Here is a 13,065-nt window from a genome sequence, read left to right on the forward strand (position 1 = left end):
TGATTGGTCAGAGAGAATTTTTGCACTATTTTCGCTGCTTTGTAAGCTATTGAAAACACGAAAGGTATCGAATGCCGATAATTAAACGTGAGGCTCTTCTTGTCGGAAGATTTTAGCAGTCAAATACTCGCGGTTTAAGCGAGCGATATTTGTTAACTTGATACCTACAGGACATTCAGCTTCACAAGCACCAGTATTGGTACAGTTACCGAAACCTTCCGCATCCATTTGATCTACCATTGCCTGCGCGCGTTCATATCGCTCAGTTTGCCCTTGTGGTAACAGCGCAAATTGAGATACTTTTGCCGATACGAATAACATCGCAGAAGCATTTTTACATGCTGCGACACAAGCGCCACAACCGATACATGTCGCTGATTCGAAAGCTTCATCAGCAATACGTTTAGGGATAGGAATGACATTGGCGTCAGGAACACCACCTGTATTGATATTGACATATCCACCGGCCTGTTGAATGCGATCAAACGAAGTACGGTCAACAGCAAGGTCTTTTAATACAGGGAATGCAGCAGCTCTCCAAGGTTCAATCACGATCGTTTGTCCGTCGTGGAAGCTACGCATGTGCAATTGACAAGTTGTTGTACCTTCTTTAGGACCGTGAGGGCGACCGTTGATTACTAATGAGCACATCCCACAGATACCTTCACGACAGTCGTGATCGAAATATACAGGATCTTCTCCTTTACGAGTCAACTCTTCATTGACAATATCAAGCATCTCTAAGAAAGACATATCATCAGCGATATCGTTTGCCTGATAAGTTACAAATTGACCTTTATCTTTATCATTTTTTTGACGCCAAACTTTCAGCGTTAAATTCATATGTTGTGCCATGATAATTTTCTTTCTTATTTATAACTTCTTTGTGTTAACTGAACGTTCTCGAATACCAAGTCTTCCTTGTGCAATTCCTCAGGTACATTGTCTCCTTTGTATTCCCAAGCAGATACATAAGCGAATTCCTCGTCATTACGTTTTGCTTCACCTTCTTCGGTTTGGCTTTCCAAACGGAAGTGACCTCCACAAGATTCTTCGCGTTGTAAAGCATCCACAACCATCAATTCACCCAATTCTAAGAAGTCAGCTACGCGGCCAGCTTTTTCTAACGAAAGATTTAATTCTTCATTTTCTCCAAGCACTCTAACATTCGTCCAGAACTCTTTTTTCAACTCTTGAATCAAACCTTGCGCTTTTTTCAGACCTTCAGCTGTACGAGCCATACCACAATATTCCCACATGATGAGACCTAATTTTTTGTGGATATCATCAACAGTTTGTGTACCGTTTAAAGACAATAATTTGTTGATTTTCTCTTCAACTTCCTTGCGGGTAGCCTCGAAAGCAGGATGATTATGATCTACTGGTGCAAATGAACCTAATTTTGCTAAGTAATCTCCCACAGTGTAAGGAATTACGAAGTAACCGTCGGCAAGACCTTGCATCAACGCCGAAGCACCTAAGCGGTTTGCACCGTGGTCGGAGAAGTTACACTCACCTAAAGCATATAAGCCTGGGATTGTAGTCATCAAGTTGTAATCAACCCATACACCACCCATTGTGTAGTGAACAGCAGGGTAGATACGCATTGGTTGTTTATAAGGGTTCTCGTCAGTGATTTGATAATACATGTCAAATAAGTTGCCATATTTTGCACGTACAGCATCCTCACCTAAACGACCAATAGCTTCTTTGAAATCCAAGAATACGGCGAAACCGGTTTTACCAACACCACGGCCATCATCAACAGCTTCTTTTGCATTACGTGATGCCACGTCGCGTGGTACCAAGTTACCGAATGAAGGGTATTTACGCTCCAAGAAATAATCTCTGTCTTCTTCTTTGATATCGTTGGCTTTGATCTCACCTTTACGCAATCTTTCAGCCATTTCTTGAGTTTTAGGAACCCATACACGGCCGTCATTACGTAAAGACTCTGACATCAATGTCAATTTAGATTGGTGATCTCCAGTTACCGGGATACATGTTGGGTGGATTTGAGTGTAACATGGGTTAGCGAAGTAGGCACCACGTTTGTGTGCTCTCCAAGCAGCTGTTACATTACAACCCATCGCATTTGTAGACAAGAAGAATACGTTACCGTAACCACCAGTACACATCAATACTGCGTGTGCAGCATGCGTTTCGATTTTACCTGAAACTAGGTCACGCGTTACGATACCTTTCGCATGCCCATCGATCATCACAAGGTCTAACATCTCATGACGGGTATACGATTTTACTTTCCCTTTTTTAATCTGGCGGTTCAATGCTGAATAAGCACCTAACAATAATTGTTGTCCTGTTTGACCACGGGCATAGAACGTACGGCTTACCTGTGCACCACCGAAAGAGCGGTTATCTAATAAACCTCCATATTCACGTGCAAATGGAACACCTTGAGCGACACATTGGTCGATGATATTAACAGATACCTCTGCCAAACGGTAAACGTTGGCCTCACGAGAGCGGTAATCACCACCTTTGATTGTATCGTAGAATAAACGGAAAACAGAGTCCCCATCGTTTTGGTAACTCTTTGCTGCATTGATACCACCCTGTGCCGCAATAGAGTGTGCACGACGTGGTGAATCTTGATAACAGAATGTAATTACATTGTATCCTAACTCGGCTAACGAGGCTGCTGCAGATGCACCAGCAAGTCCTGTACCAACAACAATAACTGTAAATTTACGTTTGTTAGCAGGGTTAACCAGCTTCAGATTAAATTTATGATTTGACCACTTTTGGGCTAATGGGCCCGCTGGTACTTTTGAATCTAACATATCTCTTAATTTTATATTGATCGATAGAGCCGGAGCTTTATCTTAAAAGATTCTGAATTATTTAAAGAAGAAAAACAATGGCATTATTGCAAAGCCAATTGGAATTAATACCCCAAATACCCAAACACCGATTGCTCTGACAATTCCAATATATCTTCTGTGGTTAAAACCTAAAGTTTGGAATGCAGATTGGAAACCATGAATTAAGTGGAACGCCAAAGCTGCCATTGCAATCACATACAAAGCTACCAATGCAACATTTTTGAAAGCAAAATCAACTTGCTTGTACAAATCTCTTGCCTTTACGATTTGAACATTGTTTTCTACCGTTTCTTGGTAGTCATGGAATTCAGATGCTTGAAGTTCTCTCGCTGTGGTTTGCCCAGTTGCCAAATCAGTACGGTATTCGATGTACGGCACTTCATCATTGTGAAACTTCCACCAAAAATTAGACATGTGTGTCGCTAAGAATACTAAAATGACAGTACCTAAGATACCCATGTTGCGTGAATTCCACTTGCTGTTTGCTTGACCATCATATTTGGCATAACCAATAGGACGGGCGGCCTTGTTTTTCATCGACAATATAATAGCGTAGATGACGTGAACAATTACCGAAGCATACAATAAGTAAGAAACAACTTTGATTGGTGTAAAGTGAGTCATAAAATAGGCGTACTTGTTGAACGCTAGACCCGCATCATCTTTAAATAATTGCAAGTTACCAACCAAGTGAACAACTAGGAATAAACATAGGAAGATTCCTGTTAAGCTCATGATTAGCTTCTTCCCAATCGAAGAACTGAAAACTGGCTTTGATTTACTCATTATCCTTGTAATTTAATTTTAATTAGGCAAATCTACTATTTGCTATTAAATATGATACCATTTTGACAAGAAAAAGCAACAATTTAGAACGGTTCTAAAGTTTATTGAAATAAAAAGTCCGTTTTGAATAAAAACGGACTTTCGAACGGTATATAAACTCAGCTTAACCTACTATAGAATACTAAATAATCTGTAGCCTAAACCGATACTCCACATATTGATTTTTGGATTTGCCTGGCTCTCATTATTGACTTTATTTAAGCCCATTTCATAACGTAGATCTACACGCAAACTGGAAACATCAGCGCCTACACCAAATGCCCATGAGGTACCGCTCTTTTTATAGTTATTTGGATTTAATTGATCAAAAACCTTATCTTGTTTGTCATCCACCTTAAATGAGAATATTGGCCCCGTCTGGATTCGAGCGCCAATCGGACCTAAGCCAAAACGTTTGCCCAATAACACCGGGACATCCACTGTGGTAAATTTAACATCTGTAGATTCACCATTTTGATTGGTTACTTTTGTGTTTTTACCTGTTAAATAAACCTCAGGCTGAATATGGAAACCTAATACACCAACACGGCCGTAGAGCCCCGCTTGATAGCCAGCTTTCGTGTCAGAATTGAAATATTTTCCATCGCTTTTAAGCTTTGAGAAGTTTAAGCCACCCTTAACACCCACCTCAAATCCAGGGAGAAGCTGCGCCTGTGCCGTTGCTACGCTACCACAAATCAAAAGTAATGCTGGTAAAATCTTTTTCATAATCTTTTATTTATGTATATATTGTATCTTTAAACAAACTTTTACAGTTCAGTAAAGATATACAAATTTTATACCTAAATCTTAGTTATGCTGAAAATTAACGAAGAACAATGGCAAGTAGCCAAAGAGAAACTCCGTCGCAAGTACAATCATTTAAGTGATGAAGATTTAGCTTTTCAAGCAGGAGATGAAGATAAGTTGATCAATAGATTGTCTTTGCGTTTGCGGCGGAAACCTTCCTATGTTTTATTTACGATAGGTAAAGAGATTCAGGATATCAGTAGCAATAGATTATGAGTGATACTATTAGCTGGGGCGATTTTGAGAAGGTGGATTTGAGAGTAGCAACAATTTTGGATGCACAGGATTTTCCAAAAGCGAAGAAACCAGCCTATCAACTGAAACTTGATTTTGGTGATGAGATAGGGATACTGCGAAGCAGTGCCCAGATTACGGTACACTATAGCAAAGAAGAACTGATCGGAAAACAAGTCGTTGCAGTCGTGAATTTCCCCAAAAAACAGATCGCTAATTTTTTTTCGGAATGCCTGGTGACCGGTTTTCCAGATGAAAATGGGGATATTGTTTTGACTTCTGTTGATAAAAAATTACCAAATGGATCTAAACTTAGCTAAGTTTGTGTCATGACATTTATAGATTTTGAAGGAACACAACTGATCGATAGTGATGAGTCTTTTATGCGTATGGCATTGAACGAAGCAAAGATGGCATATGAAGAAGGAGAAGTGCCTATTGGAGCAGTTATTGTTCATCGTGGACGTGTAATAGGGAGGGGGCATAATTTGACACAGCGACTGAATGATGTGACCGCTCACGCAGAGATGCAGGCATTTACAGCAGCTGCAAATTATCTTGGCGGTAAATACCTGGATGAATGTACTTTATATGTCACCATAGAGCCGTGCATTATGTGTGCTGGAGCAGCTTATTGGACACATATCGGGAAGATCGTGTATGGAGCAAAGGACGAAAAACGTGGTTATTCACATTTTCATGATAAGATATTGCATCCCAAAACCGTAATTTCATACGGTGTTTTGGAAGCAGAATGCGCTGATTTAGTAAAATCATTTTTTCGTCAAAAACGTTAGTGAGATATTGAATTTATTGTAATACATAAAAACATAACGTTATATATTGTGTTATATTTGTATATATATAGAGTAATAAACATTTAAATTAAAATAGATATGGCATTTGAATTAGAAGCGTTACCCTACGCAGCCGACGCATTGGAACCACATATTGATAAGACTACAATGGAAATCCACCATGACAGACACCATCAGGCCTATGTGGATAATTTAAATAAAGCAATCGCAGGCACAGACGCAGAGAATCTATCGTTATTGGATATCATCAAAAATGTAAGTAAATATTCTGCAGCTGTACGTAACAACGGTGGTGGTCATTATAATCACTCTTTGTTTTGGAAAGTTTTAGGTCCAAACGCTGGTGGAGCCCCAACAGGTGAATTAGCTGAAGCAATCGATGCTACTTTTGGTTCATTTGATGAATTGAAAAAGCAACTTCAAGCTGCTGGCGCCACTCGTTTTGGGTCTGGTTGGGCTTGGTTAATCGTTGATGCTGATGGAAAATTAGCTGTAACTTCTACACCAAATCAGGATAATCCATTAATGGATGTTGCTGAAGTGAAAGGTACACCAATTCTTGGTATTGACGTTTGGGAGCACGCTTATTATTTGAAATTTCAAAACAAGCGTCCAGCGTATCTGGAAGAAATTTTCAATGTGATCAACTGGGATGCCGTAGCGCAAAACTATGCCGCATCGAAATAAAAGTTCATTTGATAATACAATCAGAAAAGCGACAATTCAATTTATTGTCGCTTTTTTTTTGAAAGTTTCCCGCGGTATTGGCTAAGAAGAGCCTTCATTTCGCTCTACTTGCTGGTTGTAGCTACGAAATCACGAAGGTTTGTTTCAGTAAACAGCGTTTATTTTTATATTGTTTTATTCTGTACAGCGTCGCTGATAAAACGAGTACTTTATCTAGCGTTTACAACCAAATTAATAACGATGCATATGAAAAATCTTTTTATAATGTTGGTGGCATTTGTTGCCTGTACATCCTGTCAGGGGCAGAAACCACAGACCAAGCAAGTCGACTTCTCTAAATTGCCTTTAAAAAATGCGGCTAAGCTGGATACGGCGACATTTGCCGCAGGCTGTTTTTGGTGTACCGAAGCACAGTTTAAAGAACTGAAAGGTGTTGTAAATGTTGTGTCAGGATATACCGGAGGATGGACCAAAAATCCGACCTATACCCAAGTTTGTAGTGGAAGCACCGGGCATGCCGAAGCAACTCAGATTATTTTTGATCCCGGTGTGATCAGTTATGATAAGCTATTAGAGGCATTTTTTGTAGCACACGATCCGACTGAACTTAATCGACAAGGAAACGACGTCGGTACGCAATATCGGTCGGCTATATTTGTGCATACTAAAGAACAGCTTGACAAGACGCGGTATTATCTTTCGGCTTTGGAAAAAGAAAAGGTTTTTAATAAACCTATTGTAACCGAAGTAGTTCCGGCAACAATATTTTATCCGGCAGAAGACTATCATCAAGATTATTACCGCTTAAATGGAAAGGAACCTTACTGTCAATTGGTCATTAAACCGAAATTGGAAAAATTTAAACGTATCTTTTCCAAGGTAGTGAAAGAGGGACAGTAACTTTGGGTATTCATAATATTTAAGGTAATTTTACGCTATTAGCGCTATTTAGTGTCAAGTTAATAAGTTGAAATCATGATCTTTCATACCAAGTAATAGGGTGGATAGCCTTCATGATTAATGGATAGCATTTTTGATTGAATAATAAATACTTGTAATATGTCTAAAGGATTTTTTACAGTTCCTGTTCCTACCAATGAACCGGTGTATACTTACGCTGTAGGAACAAAAGAACGCAAATTGTTGAAAGCAGCAATTGATGAGGCACGTTCAAAACAGATCGATATCCCCATGTATATTGGCGGTAAAGAGATCACTACTTCTAAAAAAGTAACAATAGCTCCTCCACATGACCATCAGCATATTTTAGGTCAATACAACCAAGGCGATAAATCTCACGTAACAGATGCAATCAATGCCGCTTTAGCCGCAAAAAAAGATTGGGAAAATCTTGCATGGGAAGATCGTGCAGCAATATTCTTAAAAGCTGCTGAATTGATATCAGGAAAATACCGTTATGAGCTGAATGCTGCGACGATGTTGGGTCAATCTAAAAACCCCTATCAGGCAGAAATTGACTCAGCATGTGAGATCACTGACTTTTTGCGCTTTAATGTGCAATATATGACTGAGATCTATAAGCAACAACCTCCTATTTCAGGAAAAGGTGTTTGGAACCGTGTGGAACAACGCCCGTTGGAGGGCTTCGTATTTGCGTTGACTCCATTCAATTTTACAGCTATTGCAGGTAATTTGCCTTCATGTGTCGCTATGATGGGAAATGTTGTGGTATGGAAACCGTCCAATACTCAGATCTATTCGGCGAATGTATTGATGAAGATCTTCCGTGAAGCCGGACTTCCCGATGGAGTTATTAATTTGGTATACGTTTCTGGTCCTGATGCAGGTGATGTGATTTTCCAACATCCTGATTTTGCAGGTATCCACTTCACAGGTTCAACAGGTGTATTCCAGGATATCTGGAAAACGATAGGTAACAATATTCACCGTTATAAAACGTACCCACGTATCGTTGGTGAGACAGGCGGTAAGGATTTCATCGTTGTACACCCTTCGGCCGATTTGAAAGCTGCAAATACAGCTTTGGTTCGTGGTGCCTTTGAATACCAAGGTCAAAAATGTTCTGCAGCTTCACGCGCCTATATTCCTAAATCATTGTGGCCAGCATTGAAAGAATCTATGACGAACGATGTGAAGTCATTTACGATTGGTGGTACAGAGGATTTTACAAACTTTATCAATGCTGTTATAGATGAAAAATCATTTGATAAATTGGCAAAATACATTGATAGAGCTAAAGAGTCTAATGACGCAGAAATAGTAGTCGGTGGTACTTACGATAAATCTAAAGGCTATTTCATTCATCCAACAATCATTGAAGCTTCCAAGCCTGATTACGAAACAATGGTTGAAGAGTTGTTCGGACCGGTACTGACCATCTATGTTTACGAGGATGCTAAGTTTGAAGAAACATTAGCTATCGTTGACAAGACTTCTATTTATGCGCTGACAGGTTCAATTATTGCACAAGACCGTTATGCTATTAATTTAGCAACAGATAAATTGAGACATGCCGCTGGTAATTTCTACGTCAATGATAAGTGTACAGGTGCTGTCGTAGGTCAGCAACCGTTTGGTGGTGCTAGAGGCTCGGGTACAAATGACAAAGCAGGATCAATGATCAACCTGCTTCGTTGGGTATCTCCACGTACAATCAAAGAGACATTTAATCCAGATACAGATTATAGATATCCTTTCTTGGAAAAAGGAGAATAAGGAAGTTAAACTGCTTGCTGAATAAAAAAGGACACTTAAAGCGTCCTTTTTTATTTTTAAAAGAATCTCACTTCTGTACGCACATTTTTATTCTATTTGGATAGGATGAATTTTAATATAGAACTAGGCTCATTCAGTTTTTTTTTTGCGCGGTTAATTGAACATAGCAGTAATCGATTTCGTGTAGCTTTACAAACGCAGTCTTTGAAGTTTTTAGCCCTATTGGCAAGGTGTCAAGATAGGTCCTATAAAAAAAGTAGCCATCCTATATAGAATGGCTACCTACATTATACTAATTTTTACAGCAACTAGTCTTCGTTTTCCTCAACGTTAAGCATCGGATCTTCTCCTGTTACCTCGGCGCGGATTTTTCCCTCAAGTTCATCCATTAAATCGGGGTTGTCGAATAACAAGGATTTGACAGCATCCCGGCCTTGTCCTAGTTTCGTGTCACCATAGCTAAACCAAGAGCCTGCCTTTTTGATGATACCGTATTCAACACCCAGATCAATGATTTCACCGACCTTAGAGATACCTTCACCAAAAATGATATCAAATTCTGCGATACGGAATGGAGGGGCTACTTTATTTTTTACAATCTTTACTTTTACGCGGTTACCCGATACTTCATCAGAGTCTTTGATCTGTGATGTGCGACGGATATCTAAACGAACAGAAGAATAGAATTTGAGTGCATTACCACCCGTTGTCGTTTCTGGGTTACCAAACATCACACCAATTTTTTCGCGCAGCTGGTTAATGAAAATACAACAGCAGTTTGTTTTTGAAATTGTACCCGTCAGCTTACGTAAAGCTTGAGACATTAAACGAGCTTGAAGTCCCATCTTAGAGTCGCCCATTTCACCTTCGATTTCGCCTTTTGGTACCAAAGCTGCCACGGAGTCAATAACAATGACGTCGATTGCTCCAGAACGGATTAGGTTATCCGCAATTTCTAAACCTTGCTCACCGTTATCTGGTTGAGAAATCAATAAGTTCTCCACATCTACACCTAATTTTTGAGCGTAGTATTTATCAAAAGCATGTTCAGCATCGATGATAGCTGCAATACCGCCTTTTTTCTGTGCTTCGGCAACAATGTGTGTCGCTAAAGTAGTTTTACCTGAAGATTCAGGTCCATATATTTCAATGATACGGCCTTTTGGTACACCACCGATCCCTAAGGCGATATCCAAACCAAGAGATCCTGTAGAAATAGCCTCGATAGGCTCAACAGCAGTATCTCCCAATTTCATAATTGAACCTTTTCCAAAGTTCTTCTCTAATTTATCTAACGTCAGCTGTAACGCTTTTAGTTTATCTGTGTTGCTCATATTTTTAGTATATATTTCTCAAAATTAAAAATTAAAAATCATAAACCAAGTATTATTCACTAAAAAAATTAGCTTTTTATTTCTAGCTCATCCGAAATACTTTTGATACGATGGTTTTTTTCAAAATATTTGCACATATAAGTGATCGGGCATTTCTCACACATTGGCTTTCGGGCCAGACAAATATAACGTCCATGTAAGATTAGCCAATGATGGGCGATCGCGATCGTATCTTTAGGTAGGTTTTTCACCAACTGTTTTTCCACGGCCAACGGTGTTGTGGCGCGATAGGTTAGGCCTAAACGATTTGCAACACGGAAAACATGTGTGTCTACGGCCATAGCTGGATTATGGTAGACGACAGATGAAATGACGTTAGCGGTTTTTCGACCGACGCCCGGAAGTTTCACCAGGTCCTCGATTTTTTCCGGCACCTTATTATCGAACTGATCAATCAGCATTTTAGCCATGCCCACAAGGTGTTTCGCTTTGTTATTCGGATAGCTTACTGATCGTATATAACTAAATACTTCATCTACGCTAGAAGCTGCCAAACTATGTGCATCGGGGTAGCGCTCGAATAATTTGGGCGTGACCTGATTGATTCTTTTATCTGTACACTGCGCAGATAAAATAACCGCAACAAGTAATTCAAATGCATTGCCATAATTGAGTTCTGTCTGCGCATCAGGACTATTTTTGGAGAAATAATCTACAAAAGCCTTGTATCGTTCTTGTTTTAACATTGCTTCAAAACTAGCCAAAATTTCCATCAAAAAAGAAATTTTGGAATGCATTACATGGGGAATAATCTATCGTTAAATTACATAGCGCAAAAATAATGTAGCTGGTTTACACTGTATGGTACTGGGTGTGTAAGTTTAAAAAGAAAAGCCTAATCTCCGAGATTAGGCTTTTCTTTTTTCCAGTTGTTTAGAATATGCGAGGATATTCTTAATACATCTTTTGCTTGGATGAAGCAACATTTTTGGTAATTGAAGTTTTAATTCATTTTCAATGTCCTCGTCTGTCATTACCTTTTCATTTTGGGTGATCAAATTTTGAACTTCGTTTTCTGATTGGGTAAAATTTTCTACCATAAGCATCTTGTGTTTTGTCTCTGTAAGTTAAATAATTAAACGGACAAAAGGTGGTTTTGGTATAAAAAACGAGAAAATATTTATTTTTTCTTTCTGTTGGTATATTCCTCTGCTTTAATGATAGCATTATAGGCATTGACAATACCGCCAGTGACGGATATATCGGATAGGCGAACCGTTTTTGTTGCATCTTCACCAACTTTCACTTGTACCAGTTGGTCTGGTTTTTCCACTGATTCCATAATAATCCTTTTGGTTTCCACTGCACTCAAAGTTGGATAATAAGAACGGATCATTGCGGCTAAACCGGCAACAACTGGAGCAGCCATACTCGTACCCTGTTCTTCTTTATACTTCGAATCTGGTATAGTTGAATTGATGTGCACACCAGGTGCAAAAACATCGACAGTTTTTTTACCATAATTGGAAAAATCTGCGAGAAGCTCGTTGTCTAGGCGAAGGCCAGTTGCGCCTACTGTGATCCAAGCGTTGGCAACGCCGGTTGTATCCCCTTTTGCATCAGTATAATATTTCATCGGAAAATTAGGCTCAATATCGTTATCTTCACTGTCATTCCCTGCAGCATGGATCATCAATACATCTTTTGATTCAGCATATTTGACGGCATCATCAACGGTCTGTTTATTATAGGCGTACCCCTTCCCGAAGCTCATATTAATTACTTTTGCGCCGTTGTCTGTTGCATAACGAATCGCATTTGCCACATCTTTATCGCGCTCATCACCATCAGGGACAAGTCTAACGGTAAGTATCTTAACATTGTCTGCTACTCCGTTAATACCAATATTGTTATTACGTTTTGCGCCGATAATTCCCGCCACATGGCTTCCATGTAATGCATCTGGACCTTTCACATCAGCATTACCATAGTACCGCTCCGAAGCATCTTCGTAATCATCTCCAACGATCGGTCGGGAATTGTACGCTTTATTTAAATGGTAATCTACCTGGTTATTGAAGTATTTTGCGCCTTCGGTAATATCATCGAAAAATTTGGCAAAGCCACCATTTTGTATTTCATCTTTAGCATAGCCTAGCGCAATTCGTTGGGTGCTCGAGGTTGCCTTAAAATTGTCTATATCTTCTTGCGTGATGTCTTCGGGTTTCTTGCCGATTTCACGGACGACAGCATCTATATTGCGTTTTAGCGCATCATATGAAAACTGTCCCATCTTCGCTTCTTCGAGTTTGTTTTTATATTCAGCAGTCATCTTTCGATAGTTGTCGAAGGCTTTTCTGCTTACCTCATTGAGCTCAGATGCAGCTGTGATGTTAGCAAATTTTTGATCCAATGTTTTAAGCATCCTTGTCAATTCCAAGTTGTCAAACTGAACATTCTTTCCATCAGCATTTCCAATAAAATTCCAGCCGTATTTATCGTTGATATAGCCATTACCATCGTTGTCCACACCATTGGAGAGACTATCTTTCGTGTTGATCCACACCACATCTTTGAGATCCTCATGATGAATATCCACCCCACCATCCAGGACACCAACAATGACTGGGATAGATTTTTTTCCTTTCAACAAAGTCTTATAGGTTTTTTCGGTACTGATTCCCATAACCCCGTCCGTTTTATAATCCAGATTGAACCAATTCGCTGGAATGGTGTCCGACTGCCCGAAAGAAAAGAGAGGTAAAGAACCCAAAGTAATGAGATATAGTGATTTCTTTAAATTCATATGCAAAT

Annotated in this window: 14 protein-coding genes; 6 read left to right on the top strand and 8 right to left on the bottom strand. The window is 39.4% G+C overall.

Features of this window, described 5'->3' with window-relative positions:
- Positions 1-81: 81 nt before the first annotated feature.
- The 4 genes from VXM68_RS07935 to VXM68_RS07950 form a co-directional block, all read right to left on the bottom strand.
- Positions 82-855 (bottom strand): succinate dehydrogenase/fumarate reductase iron-sulfur subunit, encoded by a 774-nt coding sequence (locus VXM68_RS07935; protein WP_293952940.1) that lies wholly within the window; start codon positions 853-855, stop codon positions 82-84.
- Positions 856-869: 14 nt separating this feature from the next.
- Positions 870-2,804 (bottom strand): fumarate reductase/succinate dehydrogenase flavoprotein subunit, encoded by a 1,935-nt coding sequence (locus VXM68_RS07940; RefSeq protein WP_312332474.1) that lies wholly within the window; start codon positions 2,802-2,804, stop codon positions 870-872.
- A 57-nt stretch (positions 2,805-2,861) separates the two neighbouring features.
- Positions 2,862-3,632 (bottom strand): succinate dehydrogenase cytochrome b subunit, encoded by a 771-nt coding sequence (locus VXM68_RS07945; RefSeq protein ID WP_293952936.1) that lies wholly within the window; start codon positions 3,630-3,632, stop codon positions 2,862-2,864.
- A 171-nt stretch (positions 3,633-3,803) separates the two neighbouring features.
- Positions 3,804-4,400, bottom strand: a complete 597-nt coding sequence (locus VXM68_RS07950; protein ID WP_294185934.1) for a porin family protein — start codon at positions 4,398-4,400, stop codon at positions 3,804-3,806.
- Positions 4,401-4,487: 87 nt separating this feature from the next.
- Here VXM68_RS07950 and VXM68_RS07955 point away from each other — a divergent pair, with 87 nt between their 5' ends.
- The 6 genes from VXM68_RS07955 (at position 4,488) to pruA (ending at position 8,917) form a co-directional block, all read left to right on the top strand.
- A complete protein-coding gene (locus VXM68_RS07955; RefSeq protein ID WP_293952932.1) occupies positions 4,488-4,697 on the top strand; it encodes a hypothetical protein in 210 nt (69 codons plus the stop codon).
- Positions 4,694-5,035: a tRNA-binding protein gene (locus tag VXM68_RS07960; RefSeq protein ID WP_294185932.1), complete on the top strand. Its 342-nt coding sequence runs from the start codon at positions 4,694-4,696 to the stop codon at positions 5,033-5,035. Before VXM68_RS07955 ends, VXM68_RS07960 begins: the two co-directional genes overlap by 4 nt.
- 9 nt (positions 5,036-5,044) lie before the next feature.
- Entirely contained in the window at positions 5,045-5,512 is a 468-nt protein-coding gene (locus VXM68_RS07965; protein ID WP_294185930.1) for a nucleoside deaminase, read from the top strand.
- Positions 5,513-5,611: 99 nt separating this feature from the next.
- A complete protein-coding gene (locus VXM68_RS07970) occupies positions 5,612-6,220 on the top strand; it encodes a superoxide dismutase (protein WP_293884679.1) in 609 nt (202 codons plus the stop codon).
- A gap of 246 nt (positions 6,221-6,466) precedes the next feature.
- Positions 6,467-7,120 carry a peptide-methionine (S)-S-oxide reductase MsrA gene (gene msrA / locus VXM68_RS07975; RefSeq protein WP_294185926.1) on the top strand — a complete coding sequence of 218 codons (654 nt, stop codon included), beginning with the start codon at positions 6,467-6,469 and terminating at the stop codon, positions 7,118-7,120.
- A gap of 159 nt (positions 7,121-7,279) precedes the next feature.
- Complete coding sequence (gene pruA / locus VXM68_RS07980) at positions 7,280-8,917, top strand: L-glutamate gamma-semialdehyde dehydrogenase (RefSeq protein WP_312332479.1); 1,638 nt, start codon at positions 7,280-7,282, stop codon at positions 8,915-8,917.
- Between the two features lie 308 nt (positions 8,918-9,225).
- Here pruA and recA read toward each other — a convergent pair whose 3' ends face one another.
- From recA to VXM68_RS08000, 4 genes are all read right to left on the bottom strand, one after another.
- A complete protein-coding gene (gene recA, locus VXM68_RS07985) occupies positions 9,226-10,251 on the bottom strand; it encodes a recombinase RecA (protein WP_209577765.1) in 1,026 nt (341 codons plus the stop codon).
- 68 nt (positions 10,252-10,319) lie between these two features.
- Positions 10,320-10,997 carry an endonuclease III gene (gene nth / locus VXM68_RS07990; RefSeq protein ID WP_293953263.1) on the bottom strand — a complete coding sequence of 226 codons (678 nt, stop codon included), beginning with the start codon at positions 10,995-10,997 and terminating at the stop codon, positions 10,320-10,322.
- A gap of 162 nt (positions 10,998-11,159) precedes the next feature.
- Positions 11,160-11,351 carry a hypothetical protein gene (locus VXM68_RS07995; protein WP_209577767.1) on the bottom strand — a complete coding sequence of 64 codons (192 nt, stop codon included), beginning with the start codon at positions 11,349-11,351 and terminating at the stop codon, positions 11,160-11,162.
- A gap of 80 nt (positions 11,352-11,431) precedes the next feature.
- On the bottom strand, positions 11,432-13,057 hold the full coding sequence (locus VXM68_RS08000; protein WP_367210954.1) for a S8 family serine peptidase: 1,626 nt from the start codon (positions 13,055-13,057) through the stop codon (positions 11,432-11,434).
- Positions 13,058-13,065 lie beyond the last annotated feature (8 nt).

Origin of the sequence: Sphingobacterium sp. R2 (genome assembly GCF_040760075.1) — a bacterium.
Classification (GTDB): Bacteria; Bacteroidota; Bacteroidia; order Sphingobacteriales; family Sphingobacteriaceae; genus Sphingobacterium.